The following is a 19,250-nucleotide window of genomic DNA, read 5'->3' as shown; positions in this document are numbered from 1 at the left end:
TATGATCAGCCTCGTCTCCAGCGTTCAAACTGCTTTAATACATCCGGACTTAATTTCCCCCCGATTGTATTCCTTGTTGATCTAGCTTGATCTTCCGCAAGTCGTTGCTGAAGTTCTTTTTCATTCTGCTCTACTTCAATCAGCAACTCTCTGGCAGACACGCGTAGCGCCCCTTGTCCGAAGATGACATGTTGCTCGACCATGTCGCTGGTAGCTACATAAATTTGGCGTCTTCGCATGCTTAGTTCCCGAACGAGTCTCTCAATACATTCGTCTGCCGTCTCTTTTTCCTTTGTAAAATGAACTTGGATTTTGCTCTGTGTAAAGGATTTACCGAGTCCTGGCACAAGGTAGGCGTCAAACACAACAATGACTCGACGGCCGGAGAAAGCCTGATAATCCGCAAGTCGGAAGAGCAACCTATTCCTCGCTTCTTCCAACCCACCACTTTCTGCAAGTTTGGATAATTCCGGCCAGTCGCCAATCATGTTATACCCGTCTACAAGAAGCACATCACGGGAATCAGCCATATCATCTATTCCTGCACTTGGCGGGAACGAAGCACCTCATACATGACAACACCCGCTGCCACAGAAGCATTCAGAGAATTAATCTGACCTTGCATCGGCAATTTAACCAGAACATCACATTTTTCACGAATAAGACGACCCATTCCTTTGTTCTCATTCCCGATAACCAGTGCAACCGGCCCTGTAAATACACCATTTCCAAACACAGCTTCCTGTGCAGTAACATCTGTACCCACAACCCAGACACCTTCTTCTTTCAAACGATCGATTGTCTGTGCGAGATTACTTACACGTGCAACCGGTACATACTCTGCCGCACCTGCTGATGTTTTGGAGACCGTAGCTGTTACAGATGCTGAACGACGTTTTGGGACAATAACACCGTGGGCCCCTGTGCAATCCGCTGTACGCAAGATAGAGCCTAGATTATGAGGGTCTTCTATCTCATCCAGTAAAATGAGGAATGGCTGCTCATTTTTAGATCTCGCTGCTTCCAAAATATCTTCTACCTCAGCGTAAGCATAAGGCGCTGCCTGAGCAACCACACCCTGATGCTGAATGCCCGGGACAGTTTGATCCAGCTTCCGCTTGTCCACGTGCTGGATGACGATCCCCAGTTTTTTCGCTTCAGCAATGATCGGTTGTGTTAGATGTTTCTGTGCCGTATCGGCAATCCATATTTTATTAATGGTCCGGCCTGAACGCAGCGCCTCCGTTACGGAGTGTTTACCGGCAATCCATTCTTCTTCCATCTTTGTTCGTTCCTCTCTTTAATGCTTGTTATATATAATCATACAGTACATTTATTTCAATGTTGCAGCAGAGGCCTGCTCTGCCAGGTCAATACCAAGCCCAACCAAGTGCACCATTCGATCGTGCTGTCCGCTGCTGTACAGATAACCGATCAGACATTCGAATGCTGTTGCATGTCGATACTCCAGTACATCCGCATTTTTCGGAATGCTACCAGACTTCGCATTCCGCCCTTGTCGCACTACGTCTAGTTCTTCCGCCGTTAATGCAGCCTCAATACTTGTCAGTATACGACTCTGTGCTTTGGCAGACACCAACTTGGTTGCACTGCGATGCAGATGGTTGGGGCGCATATTCGCTTTGGATAACAGGTACTGTCTCACTGCAACCTCGTACACAGCGTCACCAATGTAAGCCAAAGCAATGGGCGGAATTAATCGTGCAGGTCTGGAAGGCGGATATGGAAACCATCCACCTTCCTGAAGATTCGCTTGATTGTTGACTAAAGATGGGTCAGTCTGGTCGACAGTTTGGGACAAGATATTCTCTTTTTCTTCATTCATTTGCGACGCCATCTCATTCCCTGAGCTGTATCCTCCAGCAGAATACCTTGAGCAGAAAGCTCATCACGAATTTCATCTGCACGGGCCCAGTTTTTCGAAGCGCGCGCTTCCACGCGCTCTTGGATCAAACGTTCAATCTCTTCGTCCAATAGTTCAGGTTCGACATCAGTATAGATGCGCAGGACGGCATTCAGTTCACTGAAGAGCTCAAGCAGAGCATGAATCTCAGCAGCATTAACGACATCCTGTTGCAGCAACTGGTTTGCTTCAGCAGCCCATTCGAACAGCGTGGTGATTGCATCCGGTGTGTTGAAGTCATCCTGCATTTTTTCATGATACTGCTGTCGAATCTTGTCCAGTTTTGCTGCGAATTCTGCCGAGATCTCCTCATTTACAGTCACGGCACCAAGGCGATGCTTCAAGTTCCCTACCGCATTGGCGATTCGATCAACACTGTTCTGCGCCTGCTCCATCGTATCCTCTGTGAAATTAAGCGGATTACGATAGTGGGTGGATAACATAAAGTAGCGAATGGCTTCACGTTTATACTGACTACGCAGGTCTTTGACCAGAACGCCGTTGCCGAGGGATTTCGACATTTTCTCGTTATCTATGCGAATAAAACCGTTATGCATCCAGTAATTTGCCAAAGGTTTCCCCGTAATAGCCTCAGACTGTGCACATTCGCACTCATGGTGAGGGAACTGCAAATCCTGACCGCCGCCGTGAATATCCAGTGTATCTCCAAGGTATTCTCTTGCCATCGCAGAGCACTCAATGTGCCATCCAGGACGACCATCACCCCAAGGACTAGACCAGAAAATTTCACCCGGCTTAGCTGCTTTCCAGAGCACAAAATCTTCCGGATGTTCCTTCCGTTCGTCTACACCAATTCGAATACCAAACTGAAGCTCCTCCAGATTCTGTTTCGACAATTGGCCGTATTTATCAAACTTTCCTGTTCGATAATATACATCACCGCCACTTTCATAAGCGAAACCCTTCTTAACCAGCTCATTAATAAAATCAATAATCAGCGACATGTTCTCTGTCACTCGCGGGTTACTGCTAGCCTTGGGAATACCTAGCCCTTCCAGGTCTTCGTAATAAGCCGCAATGAATTTTTCCGCCACATGGGGAACATCCGTACCGAGCTGTTCTGCTTTGCGAATCAGTTTATCATCCACATCTGTAAAATTGACGACATAATTCACATCATGTCCGGTCTGTTCCAGATATCCCCGAACTGTGTCGAAAAAGATTACCGGGCGCGCATTCCCGATATGAATGTAGTCGTATACTGTTGGTCCGCATACATACATCTTTACCTTGCCAGGCTCTTGTGGAACAAACTTCTCTTTGGTACGACTCATCGTATTATAAATCTGAAGCGTCATAGTCACTTTTCCTTTCATCCTAAACTGCCTTCACTTTATTCCATGGTTTATGTTGATGGATGCAGTTATGTGCATTTCTCGGATTCACGTGTATTTTGCAATGTGCGTACTTCTTCTTGCAGTCGTTCAATCTCCCGCTGCATACTACGTAAAGAGTCAATGACCGGATCGGGCAATTGTTGGCTGAGACGATCCACCCGCCGTCCATCCTGCTTGACGATTCTACCTGGAATCCCTACTACCGTGCTATTTGCGGGAACTTCTTTCAGTACAACGGAGTTCGCTCCGATGTTGCTCTGATCCCCAACACGAAAAGACCCCAGCACTTTTGCTCCAGAAGAGATAACCACATTATTACCAATTGTCGGGTGTCTCTTCCCTTTTTCTTTCCCTGTTCCGCCAAGAGTTACTCCTTGATAAATGACGACATCATCACCGATCTCACACGTTTCTCCTATAACTACCCCCATACCGTGGTCAATGAACAAACGTTCGCCGATGGTTGCTCCAGGATGAATCTCTATACCTGTCATAAACCGGCTAACCTGTGATATGAATCTCGCGAGCGAGTACCATCTTCGTTTGTATAGATAGTGCGCACAACGATGGGCCCATATCGCATGAAGCCCTGAGTACGTTAATACCACTTCAAACCAACCCCGGGCGGCTGGATCGTTTTCAAAGACCGTCTGGATATCTGATCTGATCTTTTTGAACATGATTTTCCCCTCTTGTTCAGGTTCTCGTCTTCCGGGTGTGCCGGACGGCAAGTTCCTTGGTATTGTAATGCACAATGCACACTCGCCTAAACAAAAAACGCCCCTGCAGCACGAAGCTGCAGAGGCGTTAATCGCGGTCCCACTCTGCTTGGTTCATTTTTATTTTTGGTCAAATGAACCCTCTGGCGGCTCGGTAACGGGAACCAATCGTCGCCATCTATCCTGACGTTTTCCTCTAATCTTGTACACAGAGGCGGGGTCGGATTCGACGGTGCAGCTCACGGGTGCATTTCAGGCTGTAGACAGTGGACGGCTCGCAGCCACCACTTATTTGCACGTGGGGCCATCCTCTCTGGATCTGTCCGGATCAGCTTACTTCTCCCGGTCTTTGCTGTTCTATATGAACGTATTATGACAATTCAACTCTCGTGTTGCTATTATAGCGAAAAGCCTTGGGACTGACAACCAGCAGTATCCAAATCATAAGTTGAACGAATGAATATTTACACGATTTATTGGCCTTTCACTTGAGCAAGCAAACGCTCAATGACAGTATCACGGCCAAGTAGCACAATCGTCTGATTCAGATCACGGCCATGTGTCTGTCCAGTCAATGCAACGCGGATTGGCATGAAGAGCTGTTTGCCCTTAAAGCCTGTTTCCTTCTGCACTTCCTTGATCAGAGCTGCCATTTTACTCGGCGTAAATTCGTCACTCGCCTGGACCTTATCCGCAAATGCCTTCAGCACGGTTGGAACTTGCTCTTCAGCCAGTACCGCAGCTCCTTCACTCTCCAGCTCAACCTCAGAACGGAAGAACACTTCCGATAGCTCTACGATATCGGATGCCGCATTCATCTGCTCCTGATAGAGGCGCACAAGCGTGTACGCCCATTCTTTTTGCTCCGCGGACAGCTCGGCAGGAAGACGTCCAGCTTTTTGCAGATGCGGAATCGCCATCTCGGCAATCCGTGCTGGATCAGCATTTTTGATGTAATGGTTGTTCAAATGCGCCAGCTTATGAGTATCAAATACAGCCGGGCTTTTCGAGAGACGCTTCGTATCAAAAATGGAGATTAGCTGCTCCTGTGAGAAGATCTCCTCTTCTCCTTCTGGCGACCAGCCAAGCAGGGAGATAAAGTTAAACATCGCTTCCGGCAGATAGCCGAGCTGATCGTATTGTTCAATAAACTGAATCACGGATTCATCACGTTTGCTCAGTTTCTTGTGATTTTCGTTCACGATGAGCGTCATATGACCGAATTGCGGCGGCTCCCAGCCAAGCGCTTCATAGATCATGAGCTGACGCGGCGTGTTTGAGATATGATCCTCCCCACGTAGTACGTGGGAGATCTTCATCAAGTGATCATCCACGGCAACGGCATAGTTGTACGTGGGAATGCCGTCCTTTTTCACAATGACGAAGTCGCCTGATTCTTTACTGTTGAATGAGATTGTACCTTTGACCATATCGTTGAATGTATAGGTGCGGTCTGCCGGTACACGGAAACGAATGCTCGCCACACGGCCTTCTGCTTCAAATGCTTCAATCTGCTCTGGTGTCAGGTCACGGTGTTTGCCAGAGTAACGCGGAGTTTCTCCACGAGCTGACTGCTCTTCGCGCTCCTGTTCCAGCTCTTCTTCCGTGCAGTAGCAACGATAAGCCAGACCTTTGTCCAATAGCTCTTGTGTATATTTGCGATACAGATCCAGACGTTCTGTTTGACGGTAAGGTCCGTATTCTCCGCCGACATCAATACTCTCATCCCACTCGATCCCGAGCCATTTTAAGTATTTCAGCTGGCTTTCTTCTCCGCCCGCAATGTTTCGCTTCACGTCTGTATCTTCGATACGAATGATAAACTTTCCGTTATTATGTTTAGCATACAAATAGTTAAATAGTGCTGTACGAGCATTCCCGATATGCAGATGTCCCGTTGGGCTAGGTGCGTAGCGCACCCGAATGTCTGAACTCATATAATCCTCTCCGTTTCTAATTGGTTGATGATATCACACACGCACCAGGCATACAACGGACTGGGCTGCAATTCCCTCTCCCCGTCCAGGGAACCCCAGTTGCTCTGTTGTTGTTGCCTTCACGTTCACTTGTGACACATCCGCTTCCAGCGCTTTGGCAATCACTTCGGCCATCTGCGGAACGTATGGTGCCATCTTCGGCTTCTGGGCAATGATCGTCGAATCGATATTCCCCAGCTTGTAACCGCGATCCTTCACAAGTTGCCATACACGCTCGAGTAGTTTCAAACTGTCAGCATCCTTATACTCCGGGTCCGTATCCGGGAAATGCTTGCCGATATCCCCGAGTGTCAGTGCACCAAGAATCGCATCACTGACTGCGTGCAGCAGCACGTCTGCGTCCGAGTGGCCCATCAGCCCTTTTTCATATGGAATAGTTACTCCACCTATAATACACGGTCTACCTTCCACCAACTGATGCACGTCAAATCCTTGTCCTACACGTATCATCGCTTCTTCTCTCCCTTAAGCCAAAACGCGGCATACTGTAAATCTTCCGGTGTCGTTAGTTTGATGTTGGTATAACTGCCTTCCACAACCTTAACCGATATTCCCTGGCGTTCAGCCAGCATGGCATCGTCCGTCCCCAAGAAACCGTCCCGCTCCGCCGCTTCATGAGCCTCAAGCAGGGATGAAAGACGAAAAGCCTGCGGGGTTTGAATGCTCCACAGACTGCTGCGATCTGGTGTCGCCGTAACGAGACCTTCCGCATTCACTTGTTTAATCGTATCCTTCACCGGCACAGCCAACACAGCACCTCCGCACGATATAGCTGCAGCCATGCAGTGTCTAATCTGCTCACGGTTTACAAAAGGACGTACCCCGTCGTGAACGAGGACCCAGTCCGTGTTCAGTGCCCGAAGGCCTTCATGAACCGAGTGTTGTCTCTCTTTCCCTCCGGGGATCACGCGGACACGAGATTCCAGCTGGTATTCTTTTACCCATTTCAGGCATCGTTCAACATCTGCAGCTCCAGTAACCAGGATCATCTCACGAATCTCATCCAGAGCCGCAAACACTTCAAGCGTATGTATGAAAACGGGCTTGTCCTGTAGCAGCAAAAATTGTTTGCTCTCGGTTGTTCCCATGCGGGTACCCCGACCTGCCGCCACAATGACAACGCCCCACCCTTTATCCATGCCGCAATCCCTGCCTTGTCTGTCAGTTTATCGCCGGGCAACAATACATATCTGCCTCGATATCCATCATCGTTCAACGATACACTACCCATCATACCGCTTTTATTGGGCTTTTTCCAACAGTTTTGGCTTGGCAAAAATCATTCGTCCCGCAGACGTCTGGAGTACACTGGTTACAAGCACTTCCATCATCATGCCAATATACTCGCGTCCGCCTTCTACAACGATCATCGTTCCGTCATCCAAATAGGCTACGCCTTGTCCATGCTCCTTGCCATCCTTAATAATCTGTACCATGATCTCTTCTCCTGGCAGTACGACCGGTTTCACCGCATTGGCCAGATCATTGATGTTAAGCACAGACACACCCTGGAGTTCACAGACCTTATTGAGATTAAAATCATTCGTGACCACCTTGCCCTGAAGAACTTTGGCGAGTTTCACCAGCTTGCTATCCACTTCGGAGATTTCCTCGAAATCGCCTTCGTAGATCAAGACTTGCACATCAAGCTCTTTCTGAATTTTGTTCAAAATATCCAGCCCACGACGACCACGATTACGTTTGAGTAGATCTGAGGAATCTGCAATATGCTGCAGCTCTTCCAACACAAATTCCGGGATAACAATGGTACCCTCGATAAATCCGGTTTTGCAGATATCTGCGATTCTGCCGTCAATAATCACACTGGTGTCCAATATTTTATGTTCTTCCATTCTGCGTGGCTCTTCTGCTTCCGGATGCCCCCATCGTCCTGACTTCCAGAATGCTGCAAGATCGTCCTTCTTAGCCATAGCCAAGCTATACCCTGAGTATGCAGCAATAACGGTTAAAGCGACTTGAAGCACCTCTCCTGCGGTTCCCAGCCAATTCAGACAAGGATATAGCAATAAAGCAACGAGTAGTCCAGCCACAGTACCTGCCGCGCCTGCTGCAAGCTCATTCATAGGTATTCTAGCTAAAGAGTCGATCCCGCTCTGCAACCGGTTTGCCACCATTGTACCGCCAATCGTACATACGGACATAAAAAGTACTGCTCCCAGCAGTGTCGATACGCCAGCTCCCAGCAATCCTGTTGATTGAACCCATTCTGCCATCCAAGGAATGGACTTGCCTGCCAGATGATAAGCCGTGTACCCGAACCATGCGCCGCACAATCCAGTAAAAGTTAAAATGCCTTTTCTCCACATGAGTTCCTGCACCTCCTTAATCATTGTTCATTTTCATATCCAGTATGATCCAATTTTCGGAATGCTAATCGTGTCTTTATGAAGTTTTTGGAAATGTTGCGTCCATCGGTTGAAAGTAATACTTTTATTGGCATATAATGAATTCAATTCATATCCGAGGTGAGTGGCAAAATGAGTACGCTAAGTTTACAGGCTTTTCAGGATCAAGTTTCCGAACTGTTGCTGCGCCATCGCAGCCTGATTGATGTACTGTCCAAAACGGGACAAGCCGGGGCCTCTGTTAACCGCGCTGTTTCCAAAGCCATTACCGAATGCGGCTGCATTGAGCTGCACGCCACCAAACAGCAATATGCACCCGAGAGTGATATTTCGCAAGCCAAGGGTCTGCTGGAAACGCATGTGGAAGGTGAATTGTGTGAGAACTGCAAAGAGGTGATCAGCTCCGAGTTGGGGCGCAACCTGTTCTATATGTCTGCACTCTGCAATCTACTGGACATTAACTTGGAAGAGGTCGTGAATCACGAATCACAGAAATGTTCAACGCTCGGGATGTTTAATCTGTCCTAGCCAAGCTCCTCGCTACTTGGTCATTAATCTGCTACTAATAACAAAAAGCACGTACTCTCCGTTGAGGAAATGTACGTGCTTTTTTTATACTCATTTTATCGTTTGATAAGTACGATACCATTGTTCTAATTGTCAGAAGATCGCGAAGATTTCCTGTCTTTGCGTTTTTTGGCGCGATTGCGTGAAGCCGCCGTCCGCACATTATGTTTCATACCATACAGAGCATACAGCACTAATGGAATGAATATCAACTTGGAGAGCTGATCCGGGAAAAGAACCGCGAGCGCTACCGCTAGTATCACAACCCAAGGAGCAATCCAGATTGCTTTGCGGGGTAATCCGACTTTTTTAAAATTGGGATATTTCAGTGAACTGACCATTAAGTACGACAGCAACAGCGTAGCAATCATCATACTGATGGGACCGATATCCTTATGGAACAGAGAGAGCGTAGCCAGCACACCGCCGGCCGCCGGAATCGGCAGTCCTGTGAAGTACCCCGGTATGCCTGGACGGACATTAAATCTAGCCAGACGAATGGCACCACAGATCGGAAAGGCAGCCGTAGCGATCCAAGCGAAGATCGGCATCGTATCCTGGAACGACACCATGAAAATAATCAATGCTGGTGCCGCGCCAAAGGACACCATATCGGACAAGGAATCAAGTTCTTTGCCGAATTCACTTTGCGCATTCAACGCCCTCGCCACACGCCCATCCAGTCCATCCAGTAGCATCGCAACGATGACCATTATGGCAGCCAAGCTGTAGCTCCCGTTAATGGCAAGTAAAATAGCCATCATACCGAGAAATAAATTACCTAAGGTAAAGAGGTTTGGAATGAATCTAGTTAACATGTTGTTTCACCCCATTCATTAGAAGCCGTTACAGCCGATTCTACATCTGTCTGTCAATAAACATTTGCTCCTGCAGACGTTTGAGACCTTCCTTGATGGTACGGGCACGAACCTCTCCGATGCCATCCACCTCATCCAGTTCTTCAATCGTTGCCATGAGGACATGAGGTAATTGTTCGAATTGATCCACCAGGTTGTGAATAATCACATTAGGCAGACGAGGGATCTTATTTAATACCCGATATCCACGTGGTGCAACCGAATCTTCGGAAGTTGCCGCAGAAGACGGGTAGCCAAGCAGACGTACAATGTGGTGTGCATCAAGCAGCTCATCGTCTGACAATCTTTTTAAACCGACGATAATTTCACGAATCTTGTCATCGCTATCATCACGGGCATAGTCCTTGTACAGCAGCCACGCCTCTTCCTCTGTTGTACCCACAAGCTCCTCCATCTGCATGGAGATAAGCCTTCCTTCATTCCCTAACTCATCAATGTATCGTTCGATCTCGGTTTTGATTCGCAACACCATCTCTGTCCGCTGAATGACGTTAACCACTTCGGGAATCGTAACCAACTCCTCAAATTCAGAGGCACTCAGATTCGTAAGGGATTGTTTCAGCACAGCTTTATACTTTTCAAGCGTTTGAATCGCCTGATTGGCTTTGGTCAAAATAACCCCGATTTCCTTAAGTGAATATCGAAGTGTCCCCTGATACAGGGTAATAATATTTCGGCGCTGTGAGATGGACACGACCAGCTTGCCGGTTTGTTTGGCCACTCGCTCTGCTGTCCGGTGACGAATGCCTGTTTCTGATGACGAGATAGAGGAATCGGGAATGAGCTGTGTGTTCGCGTACAAAATCCGTTTCAAGTCCTCACTCAGAATAATCGCACCGTCCATTTTAGCAAGCTCATACAGATAGTTTGGGGAAAAATCACAGTTAATCGAAAATCCCCCGTCGACTACTTCCATGACTTCAGGACTGTATCCTACAACAAGCAGAGCGCCCGTCTTGGCGCGCAGCACATTTTCCAGACCTTCGCGGAAAGGTGTACCTGGTGCGATCAGCCTCAACAAATCATTCATATTGTCCAGTTGGCTTGAATCCTTCATTTTTTGTTATGCCCCCTAATCTAAAGCAACCGCTAGTGCATCTGCCACGGTATTTACACCGATCAGTTGTATCCCGCGAGGATGTTTCCAGCCTTTTAAGCTTTTTTCTGGTAAAATAACTCGTTTGAAGCCCAGCTTCGCGGCTTCTTTCACACGCTGTTCCGCCCTGGATACGGCACGGACTTCACCGGTCAGGCCAATCTCGCCGAAGATGACATCATCTGGCTTGGTTGGCACATCTCTCAAGCTGGAGGCAATACTGATGGCCACTGCCAGATCGACTGCTGGCTCATCCAGCCTTACCCCGCCTGCCACGTTAAGATACGCATCCTGTGTCTGCAGAAACATACCCATACGCTTCTCCAGTACGGCAATAATCAGATTCAGCCGATGATGATCAATACCTGTTGCCATCCGCCGTGGAGATGGAAAGTGTGTCGTTGAGATCAAAGCTTGGAGCTCTACCAACATCGGACGTGTACCTTCCATACTTGCCACGACAGTAGACCCCGCTACTCCTAATGGACGCTCCGATAAAAACAACTCTGAGGGATTACCGACTTCACGAAGGCCATCTTCCCCCATTTCAAATATGCCAATTTCGTTGGTGGAACCAAAACGGTTCTTCACCGCACGAAGTAGACGATACGTATGATGACGTTCTCCTTCAAAATAAAGCACGCAGTCGACCATATGCTCCAACATACGAGGACCAGCAATGGCACCTTCTTTGGTAACATGCCCTACTAGAACTGTTGCGATGCCTCGCCCCTTAGCTATTCGCATAAATCTGGACGTGCATTCCCTTACTTGTGCAACACTCCCTGGGGCGCTGGTAACTTCGGGCAGATACACCGTTTGAATGGAGTCGATGACAAGAAAATGCGGCTGGATCTGATCCACCGCTTCCTCCACTCGTTCCATATTGGTTTCGCACAGCACATACAGCTCCGGCGAGAGTGCACCAAGTCGGTCAGCCCGTAATTTTGTCTGCTTCACGGATTCTTCTCCCGACACATACAAGACACGTAGCCCAGAATGGGTTAGTGCATGAGAAGTCTGTAACATCAGCGTAGATTTTCCGATCCCAGGATCGCCGCCCACCAGAACGAGTGAACCTGGCACGATCCCGCCGCCCAATACACGGTTTAACTCTCCGATTCCAGTCTGTACCCGCGGTTCTTGACCGCTATCTATATCTATGATAGGAAGCGGTTTATCTTTACTGTCAAACAACGGAGAATTTCTTCCTTGTGTTTTGACAACCGTTTCAGTTTCTTCTATCATCGAATTCCACGACTGACAACCAGGACATTTTCCGTACCATTTGGGGGCTTCATAGCCGCATTCCGTACATTGAAACTTGGTTTTAACTTTGGCCACTTCAGCACTCCTATAAATTTATTTTATAACAGCATTTTGCATTATTCGACGAATTTTGCTCGTTACCCTAGACACACAGGGATACTAAAAGTTTACCATTGTTTGAGATTTTCCGTAAAGGATTATCGCAAACTTTACACATGTTCCTGCTTAATCCTCAATACATCTCATTCCAATCTTCGGATGTACCCCTTCATTTATCCTTATCTTATAAAAAAATCCTTCCCGGCCGAAGCCGAGAAGGACCTGAATCTGGGGCTACTGATGAGATCATCTCACCATGTCAACCTTATTTAGTTTCGATTTCCTCATTAGATGGTACCGCTGCAGCCTTTTTGGTTACAGACAGAGCACCATCCTCTTCATCAATGAGCAAGGAATCACCTTTGGTCACATTACCCGTGAGCAACTCTTCAGACAATTTGTCTTCGATATGCTTCTGGATGGCCCGGCGAAGTGGGCGTGCACCGTAAGCAGGATCAAAGCCAGCTTTCGCCAAGAATGCTTTAGCGTTATCTGTAAGCTCAAAATCAACCTCGTACTCATTAAGACGTTTACGCAGATCTTCACTCATAAGAGTTACAATCTCAGCGATATGTTTCTCTTCGAGGGAGTGGAATACGATGATTTCATCGATCCGGTTCAAGAACTCTGGACGGAAGCTTTTCTTCAGCTCATCCATGACTTTACCCTTCATGTTATTATAATCTGCGCCTGCATCCATGACAGCAGTGAAACCAAGGGTAGAGTTACGTTTGATCGCTTCAGCACCCACGTTGGATGTGAGAATAATCAGTGTATTCCGGAAGTCAACGACACGACCTTTGGAATCTGTCAGACGACCATCTTCCAGCACTTGCAGCAAGATGTTGAATACCTCAGGGTGTGCTTTCTCCACTTCATCCAGCAGGACAACGGAGTACGGTTTACGACGAACTTTCTCTGTCAACTGACCGCCTTCTTCGTATCCAACATATCCTGGAGGTGCTCCGACTAGACGCGCTGTGGAGTGTTTCTCACCATACTCAGACATGTCGATCCGGATTACGGCATTTTCATCGCCAAACATCGCTTCCGCGAGTGCACGAGCCAGCTCAGTTTTACCTACACCTGTAGGTCCGAGGAAAATGAATGAACCCATTGGACGTTTCGGATCTTTAAGTCCAGCACGCGCACGGCGCACGGCACGGCTGACGGATTTAACAGCTTCATCCTGACCGATAACACGTTCATGAAGAATGGACTCCAGATTCATCAGACGCTGTGTCTCTTCTTCTTTCAACTTGTTCACCGGAATTCCTGTCCAGTTGGCTACCACTTGAGCGATATCCTCTGGAGTAACTTCGGAATCCGTGCGGCCTTGTTTTTCTTTCCACTGATTTTTCGTGGTATCCAGCTCTTCACGAATTTTTTGTTCTGTATCACGTAGTGCCGCTGCCTTTTCGAACTCTTGGCTCTGAACCGCAGCGTCTTTTTCCTTGCGGATATCTTCCAGACGGCTCTCCAATTGTTTCAGGTTCGGCGGGATGGTATAGGAGTTCAATCTCACTTTTGATCCTGCTTCATCAATCAAGTCGATCGCTTTATCCGGCAAGAAACGGTCTGTGATGTAACGATCAGACAATTTGACGGCTTGCACAATGGCTTCATCGGTAATTTTCACGCGGTGATGCGCTTCGTAACGATCACGCAGGCCATGCAAGATTTGAATCGCTTCTTCTGGTGATGGTTGATCCACCGTAATCGGTTGGAAACGACGCTCCAGGGCAGCATCTTTCTCAATATATTTGCGATATTCATCCAGTGTCGTTGCACCGATGCACTGCAGTTCACCACGAGCGAGGGCCGGTTTCAGAATATTCGATGCGTCAATCGCACCTTCCGCACCACCTGCACCAATCAGCGTATGCAACTCATCGATGAACAGGACAATGTTGCCTGCTTGGCGAATCTCATCCATGATTTTTTTCAAACGATCTTCGAACTCACCACGATATTTGGTTCCGGCAACAACCGAACCCATATCCAGTGTCATAACACGTTTATCACGCAATGTTTCTGGAATTTCGTTTGCGATAATTTTCTGTGCAAGACCCTCAGCAATCGCTGTTTTACCTACACCAGGTTCACCAATCAATACCGGGTTATTTTTGGTACGACGGCTCAATACCTGAATAACACGCTCAATTTCCTTACTACGGCCAATAACCGGATCAAGGTTATTCTCTCTAGCATACGCCGTAAGATCGCGAGCCAAGCTGTCCAGAGTTGGTGTGCTCACGTTGGCAGGCGTACCATTGTGACTGGAAACAGCTTCACTGCTACCAAGCAACTGCAGCACTTGTTGACGTGCTTTGTTCAAACTGATACCCAGGTTGTTAAGCACACGCGCCGCTACCCCTTCACCTTCACGGATCAATCCGAGAAGAATATGCTCTGTACCTACATAGGTGTGGCCAAGTTTACGCGCCTCATCCATGGACAATTCAATGACTTTCTTCGCCCGTGGCGTATATGCAATGTTCGTAGGTTGCTCCTGGCCACGGCCAATCAGCGTTTCTACTTCATCCTGAATTTTTTCCAATCCGAGTCCCAGGCCGATCAGTGCTTTGGCAGCAATGCCTTCGCCTTCACGAATGAGGCCGAGCAAAATATGCTCCGTACCGATGTTATTGTGACCGAGACGGACAGCTTCTTCCTGCGCGAGTGCGAGCACCTTCTGGGCCCGTTCCGTAAATCTTCCAAACATCATATCTCCTGCACCTCCATGGTTTTGGATAAAACGAGGGAATTCAATCTAATAATAACCCTTCGTATTTTCATATCATTTTTGTTTGCAGCCATGCTGCGAATAAAATCATTAGTGGCTCCATTAAAAGCAAGAACCGAATTATATATAAACCGCAGATGCGGTGTGAAACCAATTTTAAAATTCAAGGATAGCTTATCCAGAACTTTTGGCTGCATTGATCGTATCACGAATTAATTGAGCACGATAGATGTCACGTTCATCTGTACGCATATCCCCAAACGTTTTCTGTAAAAATCCTGGCTGTGTCATTACATTCAACTCATTCATGACAGGGATGGACAGACCATCTAACAATCCAAGATCTACGCCTAGCCGAACATCGGACAAGCGTTGTGCTGCTTCCTTGGTATCTACAATAGCCGCATGAGACAAGATGCCGTAGGAACGCATTACACGATCTGTAATACGTAATCTGGATTCCGTAATCAGTCGTTCTCTAGCCGTGCGCTCATGACCAATCATTTGCAGTACAACACTATGAAGATTATCAATAACCTCTTGTTCCGTCTGTCCAAGTGTGATCTGGTTCGAGATCTGGAACAGATTGCCCATTGCCTCGCTGCCTTCACCGTATATTCCCCGAACCGTTAACCCCACTTGGGATACAGCTGTTAAAATACGGCCAATCTGCTGCGTCATAACCAGTGCAGGCAAATGCATCATCACGGATGCCCTCACACCTGTACCTACGTTCGTAGGACAACTGGTCAGATATCCTCTATGATCATCAAAAGCATAATCCACATGCGCTTCAAATGCATCGTCTATTGCGGAGGCTTTCTCCCAGGCTTCTTTCACCTGGAACCCCGGATAGAGGCACTGGATCCGAAGATGATCCTCTTCGTTGATCATAATACTGACCGACTCATCCTCACTGAGGATAACGGCACCGTTTCTCGATTCATTCGCAAGACTCGGACTGATCAGATGTTTTTCAACCAGCACACGCTTGTCGAGTTCTTCGATGTCCACGAGATCAAGTGTGGTAAAATCTCCGAAAGCGTGTACCTCATCGTACTGAAGTACTTCGCTCAGTTTATTCAGCACTTCTTCCGATTGCTCATTGGTAGCCAACATCGGAAAGGGGATGTGCTGAAGGTTACGTGCAATGCGCACGCGGCTGCTGATTACAATCTCTGAATCGGCTGCATCACTGCGCATCCAGTCACTGAGCGCCTTCTCTGTAAAGCGCAGATTAGGCATTATGCTTCCCTCCTACTCATGACAAACTTTACTCCTGGGCTATTTCTTTTTCAAGTTTTCGGATCTGATCGCGAATTTGAGCTGCTTGTTCAAACTCTTCTTGAGCAATACTTTGTTGGAGATTTTGCTTCAGATCAGCGATCTGTCGTTTTACCTTAATTCGACCACCCGCTCTGGCAGGAACTTTACCTACATGAGACGTGCTGCCATGCACCCGTCTAAATAATGGGTCGAGACGGCTGTCAAAATATTTATAACAGGAACTGCAGCCAAAACGGCCTATTTTACTGAACTGAGCATAGGTCATGCCACATTCTTCACATTGCAGTGCCTTCGCAGGTGTTGCACCTGCACTTTTGCCTGCCGGATCAAAATCAAGCAAGCCGGACAATAAATTGTGAATGGAAAATCCACCTGCTGTTCCGGGGATCATCTCCCCCTTCTCACGAGCACATGATTCACAAATATGGAATTCCGTCTTCTCTCCATTTACAATTTTGGTGAAATGAAGTGTAGCCGGACGTTTATTACATTCTTGGCACAGCATATAGATGTACCTCCTTTGACCCCGATAGTTTTCATTTACCGAGCAAAGATATTAACATCGCCTTCAACATTCTGGCACGAATTTGATCCCGGTAAGGAAGTTTGACCATGAGAACCTCTCTCGACACAGCTGCACGCATCAACCCCGCTTCACGTTTACTTAAGAAACGTGCTTCTTCCAGTTGATAGATCAATCCTTCCGCAGCAGTCTGTCCAATCTCTTCACCAATACTGTGATGGAGATGGTGGTGAAGTGCGGATTGAGCAGGCAATTCAATGCGCTGTATTCGAACATATCCACCACCGCCACGTTTACTCTCGACAAGATATCCTTTTTCAAGAGTGAAACGGGTGCTGATGACGTAGTTGATCTGGGATGGTACACATGAAAACTGATCTGCCAGATCATTACGCTGAATTTCAATCATTCCTTCGGGACTTTCGTGCAAAATATCCTTCAGATATCGTTCGATAATATCAGAGATATTACGCATCCAATCATCCTCCACTGTCTGAAACGTTAAGTCAATAAGGACCCGCACGCCCCCACAGAGTACACCTACACCACCCATTTAACCATTCAGAGAAACAGCGAATCTGGCTGTATCTGATGTTAAACAAGAGAGTCAAGGAAGCACGAAGGTCCTTTAATCATTCCTTTGATCATCCAATGATTGTATATACGAAATATGATACGATCATCAGAGACCGTAAGAAAGGCGAGTATCATGTCGCAGATATATTATATGCATTTATCCTTTGGTTGACTTTGACTTTCTTTGACTTTATATACATTATAGCATATTTTGCAGGTTTGCCAAGTGGGGGTACTATTCATTTTTTACGATTTTACACGAAATATTCGCCTGACACAAAAAAACCTCTCCCTACATCGGGAGAAGTCTTGTTGTCTCACTATTGTGCTCTGTATCTATTCGGATCAATTCATACTCGCGTGCTTAAATTTAGAAGAAGTCGAGTAAATAGGTTCCTCGAACTGGAATAGCCTTCTCCAGCGCCTGAATGGCAGCAGATGTGCCCTCAATCCGCCCGATCTGTTCCATCTCTACTGGTCTTCGATACCCCATCAACATTGTAGTAAGCGATTGAATATGGAGTCGAATGTGCTGACCCCGTTGACCCTCATGTTCTGATTCGGCTTTTTTCCAGATCGAAGCAGTCCCGTTCATCGCCACGTTTAACTCCCATACCCCTTCATTCCAAGGAGCGTACTGGTCCTCAACCTCAAGTAAAATCTGTATAGGCGATTCCTGACTTGCAAACGGGTACTGCGAAATGAACTGTTCCACGCTAACGATTCGCGCCATAAAGTACGGGATAACCTCTTGTTGAATTCTTGGGTTGTCCAGTTGAAAAGCAAGCATATCATCTGCAGGTGCTTGTAAAGTCACTTCTTCAATCATAGAATCATGATTGGCAATGAACGTCCACAGTCCTTCTCTCGCCTCTTCATTCAGATGGATCATCTCGCCGATGGTGAATTTCCTTTCCTTGACCTCGTAGAATACATAGCCTTGTGGTACTTCTGCTTCATCATAGTATACTGCTTGCTGGCTGCCTTTTTTCAGAAAAACTGAACGGGTCCACCAAGCATCATCGCGATCCAAAGTTCCATTATAACGAGCTGCATACGCATTATAAACCTGCTTCAAGACAGCAAGTTCCGGCTTTCCCCGTTTGACGGTACCTGGCGTTACCTTCTTAGCTGGCAACTGGGAGGTGGTCAGTTTGTATCTTTTATATTCAACATACGTTTCCCAACCATACTTCCGATAAAATGCAAATGAAAAAGGGTGGAGGAAAGATATGCTCTGTTTATTCCGATTCATCTCTTCCAGCGCAGATTGTAGTAGTTTTGCAACCCAGCCCTTACGTCTGTACTCTGGCCAAGTAGCTACAGCTGCAATTCCACCCATTTCGAAAGATCTTCCATGGATATACGTTTGAAAAGGGACTATCTGAAGTTTCGCTCCCACCTGTCCATCTGCATATACACCAAGCACATTGTGTTTGGCGAATTCTTCTCGCCGCATCTCGATCTGTTCTTCGGTCAGTTTGAACTGAAAGGCATACTCGGAAAGCGCCATACACGCTTCATAGTCATCCATCGTTAATTTGCGAATTTCCATGTATTGCTGCACCCCATTCTCTCATAATGTAAGTCCATTTTATAAAAAGGCTAGGTAGCTCTTGCTCTTACAATTGAGTGTGTCAGAGGTTTCCGCTAAAGTCAAACAGGAGATGCCGCGTTCACATCTCCTGAATAATGAGTACATATAATAAAAACCACCACCAATTTTTCATCGGCAGTGGTTCTTTGCTTGGCGGCTTCCTACTCTCCCAGGACCCTGCGGTCCAAGTACCATCGGCGCTAGAGGGCTTAACGGTCGTGTTCGGGATGGGTACGTGTGGAACCCCT

Annotated in this window: 19 protein-coding genes and 1 rRNA gene; 2 read left to right on the top strand and 18 right to left on the bottom strand. The window is 47.2% G+C overall.

Going from position 1 to position 19,250, the window contains the following annotated elements; all coding sequences use genetic code 11:
- Positions 1–5: 5 nt before the first annotated feature.
- The 5 genes from PQG66_RS24280 to cysE form a co-directional block, all read right to left on the bottom strand.
- Positions 6–530, bottom strand: a complete 525-nt coding sequence (locus PQG66_RS24280; protein ID WP_272040426.1) for an NYN domain-containing protein — start codon at positions 528–530, stop codon at positions 6–8.
- Between the two features lie 5 nt (positions 531–535).
- On the bottom strand, positions 536–1,282 hold the full coding sequence (rlmB, locus tag PQG66_RS24275) for a 23S rRNA (guanosine(2251)-2'-O)-methyltransferase RlmB (RefSeq protein ID WP_272040425.1): 747 nt from the start codon (positions 1,280–1,282) through the stop codon (positions 536–538).
- A gap of 51 nt (positions 1,283–1,333) precedes the next feature.
- Positions 1,334–1,846, bottom strand: a complete 513-nt coding sequence (locus PQG66_RS24270) for a Mini-ribonuclease 3 (RefSeq protein ID WP_272040424.1) — start codon at positions 1,844–1,846, stop codon at positions 1,334–1,336.
- Positions 1,843–3,243 carry a cysteine--tRNA ligase gene (gene cysS, locus PQG66_RS24265; protein WP_272040477.1) on the bottom strand — a complete coding sequence of 467 codons (1,401 nt, stop codon included), beginning with the start codon at positions 3,241–3,243 and terminating at the stop codon, positions 1,843–1,845. Before cysS ends, PQG66_RS24270 begins: the two co-directional genes overlap by 4 nt.
- 65 nt (positions 3,244–3,308) lie before the next feature.
- Positions 3,309–3,962, bottom strand: coding sequence for a serine O-acetyltransferase (gene cysE / locus PQG66_RS24260; protein WP_272040423.1), 654 nt, complete (start codon positions 3,960–3,962; stop codon positions 3,309–3,311).
- Between the two features lie 241 nt (positions 3,963–4,203).
- Between cysE and PQG66_RS24255 the strand changes: the two genes are divergently transcribed.
- Positions 4,204–4,377 (top strand): hypothetical protein, encoded by a 174-nt coding sequence (locus PQG66_RS24255; protein ID WP_272040422.1) that lies wholly within the window; start codon positions 4,204–4,206, stop codon positions 4,375–4,377.
- A 97-nt stretch (positions 4,378–4,474) separates the two neighbouring features.
- Here the strand turns inward: PQG66_RS24255 and gltX are convergent, their stop codons facing one another.
- The 4 genes from gltX to PQG66_RS24235 all read right to left on the bottom strand — a co-directional run bounded on the left by gltX (position 4,475) and on the right by PQG66_RS24235 (position 8,325).
- The gene (gltX, locus tag PQG66_RS24250; RefSeq protein ID WP_272040421.1) at positions 4,475–5,938 is read right to left on the bottom strand and encodes a glutamate--tRNA ligase; all 1,464 of its coding nucleotides are present in this window, start codon (positions 5,936–5,938) and stop codon (positions 4,475–4,477) included.
- 33 nt (positions 5,939–5,971) lie between these two features.
- Positions 5,972–6,448 carry a 2-C-methyl-D-erythritol 2,4-cyclodiphosphate synthase gene (gene ispF / locus PQG66_RS24245; RefSeq protein WP_272040419.1) on the bottom strand — a complete coding sequence of 159 codons (477 nt, stop codon included), beginning with the start codon at positions 6,446–6,448 and terminating at the stop codon, positions 5,972–5,974.
- Positions 6,445–7,137, bottom strand: coding sequence for a 2-C-methyl-D-erythritol 4-phosphate cytidylyltransferase (ispD, locus tag PQG66_RS24240; protein WP_272040417.1), 693 nt, complete (start codon positions 7,135–7,137; stop codon positions 6,445–6,447). The genes ispF and ispD overlap by 4 nt, the downstream gene beginning before the upstream one ends.
- Positions 7,138–7,239: 102 nt before the next feature.
- Positions 7,240–8,325, bottom strand: a complete 1,086-nt coding sequence (locus PQG66_RS24235) for a PIN/TRAM domain-containing protein (protein WP_272040415.1) — start codon at positions 8,323–8,325, stop codon at positions 7,240–7,242.
- A gap of 171 nt (positions 8,326–8,496) precedes the next feature.
- Between PQG66_RS24235 and PQG66_RS24230 the strand changes: the two genes are divergently transcribed.
- Positions 8,497–8,892, top strand: coding sequence for a DUF1573 domain-containing protein (locus PQG66_RS24230; protein ID WP_272040414.1), 396 nt, complete (start codon positions 8,497–8,499; stop codon positions 8,890–8,892).
- 125 nt (positions 8,893–9,017) lie between these two features.
- Here PQG66_RS24230 and pssA read toward each other — a convergent pair whose 3' ends face one another.
- The 9 genes from pssA to rrf all read right to left on the bottom strand — a co-directional run.
- Positions 9,018–9,749: a CDP-diacylglycerol--serine O-phosphatidyltransferase gene (pssA, locus tag PQG66_RS24225; RefSeq protein WP_272040413.1), complete on the bottom strand. Its 732-nt coding sequence runs from the start codon at positions 9,747–9,749 to the stop codon at positions 9,018–9,020.
- Between the two features lie 40 nt (positions 9,750–9,789).
- A complete protein-coding gene (gene disA / locus PQG66_RS24220) occupies positions 9,790–10,866 on the bottom strand; it encodes a DNA integrity scanning diadenylate cyclase DisA (RefSeq protein WP_272040412.1) in 1,077 nt (358 codons plus the stop codon).
- A gap of 15 nt (positions 10,867–10,881) precedes the next feature.
- Positions 10,882–12,249 (bottom strand): DNA repair protein RadA, encoded by a 1,368-nt coding sequence (radA, locus tag PQG66_RS24215; RefSeq protein ID WP_272040411.1) that lies wholly within the window; start codon positions 12,247–12,249, stop codon positions 10,882–10,884.
- A 289-nt stretch (positions 12,250–12,538) separates the two neighbouring features.
- Complete coding sequence (locus PQG66_RS24210; protein ID WP_272040410.1) at positions 12,539–15,001, bottom strand: ATP-dependent Clp protease ATP-binding subunit; 2,463 nt, start codon at positions 14,999–15,001, stop codon at positions 12,539–12,541.
- A 192-nt stretch (positions 15,002–15,193) separates the two neighbouring features.
- Positions 15,194–16,264, bottom strand: coding sequence for a protein arginine kinase (locus PQG66_RS24205; RefSeq protein ID WP_272040409.1), 1,071 nt, complete (start codon positions 16,262–16,264; stop codon positions 15,194–15,196).
- Positions 16,265–16,292: 28 nt separating this feature from the next.
- Positions 16,293–16,811 carry a UvrB/UvrC motif-containing protein gene (locus PQG66_RS24200; protein ID WP_272040408.1) on the bottom strand — a complete coding sequence of 173 codons (519 nt, stop codon included), beginning with the start codon at positions 16,809–16,811 and terminating at the stop codon, positions 16,293–16,295.
- Between the two features lie 31 nt (positions 16,812–16,842).
- Positions 16,843–17,304, bottom strand: a complete 462-nt coding sequence (locus PQG66_RS24195; RefSeq protein WP_272040407.1) for a CtsR family transcriptional regulator — start codon at positions 17,302–17,304, stop codon at positions 16,843–16,845.
- Between the two features lie 471 nt (positions 17,305–17,775).
- A complete protein-coding gene (locus tag PQG66_RS24190; RefSeq protein ID WP_272040406.1) occupies positions 17,776–18,960 on the bottom strand; it encodes a GNAT family N-acetyltransferase in 1,185 nt (394 codons plus the stop codon).
- 190 nt (positions 18,961–19,150) lie between these two features.
- Positions 19,151–19,250 (bottom strand): 5S ribosomal RNA (gene rrf / locus PQG66_RS24185); the annotation flags it as partial.

Source organism: Paenibacillus sp. JJ-100 (assembly GCF_948329825.1).
Lineage (GTDB): Bacteria > Bacillota > Bacilli > Paenibacillales > Paenibacillaceae > Paenibacillus.
The sequence above is the reverse complement of the archived record's forward strand: the minus strand, read 5'-3'. Positions and strand labels throughout refer to the sequence as shown.

What these genes read in the sequence shown, in the direction of transcription:
- cysS (WP_272040477.1), bottom strand. Translation starts at nt 3,243, where the DNA reads ATGACGCTTCAGATTTATAATACGATGAGTCGTACCAAAGAGAAGTTT.
- PQG66_RS24235 (WP_272040415.1), bottom strand. Translation starts at nt 8,325, where the DNA reads ATGTGGAGAAAAGGCATTTTAACTTTTACTGGATTGTGCGGCGCATGG.
- PQG66_RS24205 (WP_272040409.1), bottom strand. Translation starts at nt 16,264, where the DNA reads ATGCCTAATCTGCGCTTTACAGAGAAGGCGCTCAGTGACTGGATGCGC.
- ispF (WP_272040419.1), bottom strand. Translation starts at nt 6,448, where the DNA reads ATGATACGTGTAGGACAAGGATTTGACGTGCATCAGTTGGTGGAAGGT.
- PQG66_RS24200 (WP_272040408.1), bottom strand. Translation starts at nt 16,811, where the DNA reads ATGCTGTGCCAAGAATGTAATAAACGTCCGGCTACACTTCATTTCACC.
- pssA (WP_272040413.1), bottom strand. Translation starts at nt 9,749, where the DNA reads ATGTTAACTAGATTCATTCCAAACCTCTTTACCTTAGGTAATTTATTT.
- PQG66_RS24280 (WP_272040426.1), bottom strand. Translation starts at nt 530, where the DNA reads ATGGCTGATTCCCGTGATGTGCTTCTTGTAGACGGGTATAACATGATT.
- PQG66_RS24195 (WP_272040407.1), bottom strand. Translation starts at nt 17,304, where the DNA reads ATGCGTAATATCTCTGATATTATCGAACGATATCTGAAGGATATTTTG.
- PQG66_RS24270 (WP_272040424.1), bottom strand. Translation starts at nt 1,846, where the DNA reads ATGAATGAAGAAAAAGAGAATATCTTGTCCCAAACTGTCGACCAGACT.
- ispD (WP_272040417.1), bottom strand. Translation starts at nt 7,137, where the DNA reads ATGGATAAAGGGTGGGGCGTTGTCATTGTGGCGGCAGGTCGGGGTACC.
- gltX (WP_272040421.1), bottom strand. Translation starts at nt 5,938, where the DNA reads ATGAGTTCAGACATTCGGGTGCGCTACGCACCTAGCCCAACGGGACAT.
- rlmB (WP_272040425.1), bottom strand. Translation starts at nt 1,282, where the DNA reads ATGGAAGAAGAATGGATTGCCGGTAAACACTCCGTAACGGAGGCGCTG.
- cysE (WP_272040423.1), bottom strand. Translation starts at nt 3,962, where the DNA reads ATGTTCAAAAAGATCAGATCAGATATCCAGACGGTCTTTGAAAACGAT.
- PQG66_RS24190 (WP_272040406.1), bottom strand. Translation starts at nt 18,960, where the DNA reads ATGGAAATTCGCAAATTAACGATGGATGACTATGAAGCGTGTATGGCG.
- disA (WP_272040412.1), bottom strand. Translation starts at nt 10,866, where the DNA reads ATGAAGGATTCAAGCCAACTGGACAATATGAATGATTTGTTGAGGCTG.
- PQG66_RS24210 (WP_272040410.1), bottom strand. Translation starts at nt 15,001, where the DNA reads ATGATGTTTGGAAGATTTACGGAACGGGCCCAGAAGGTGCTCGCACTC.
- PQG66_RS24230 (WP_272040414.1), top strand. Translation starts at nt 8,497, where the DNA reads ATGAGTACGCTAAGTTTACAGGCTTTTCAGGATCAAGTTTCCGAACTG.